Source organism: Monashia sp. HAY1-2A, assembly GCF_056755315.1.
This window is the reverse complement of sequence record NZ_JBNDHY010000794.1, coordinates 1-235: the sequence shown is the minus strand read 5'-3', so window position 1 is coordinate 235 and position 235 is coordinate 1. Positions and strand designations below refer to the sequence as shown.

Below are 235 nucleotides of genomic sequence, written 5' to 3'. Positions count from 1 at the left end.
CCCCCCCCCCCCCCCCCCCAAACAAAACCCCCCCGCCCCCGATTACTACGCGTCTCGTGGGCTCGGAGATGTGTATAAGAGACAGCGCCCGGACCGAACGGCTCCAGCTCTGTGACACGCTCGACCGGCTCGGCCCGGACGCACCCACCCTGTGCGAGGTCGCGGGTGGCCCAGCCCTCGCACCTGTCTCTTATACACATCTGACGCTGCCGACGACGGAGAGAGTGTAGATCTC

1 pseudogene is annotated in these 235 nt (G+C 66.8%); it reads left to right on the top strand.

Annotated features, from left to right (window positions below):
• Positions 1–230, top strand: a pseudogene (locus ACPYOM_RS23940) (hypothetical protein); the annotation flags it as partial.
• Positions 231–235: the final 5 nt, after the last annotated feature.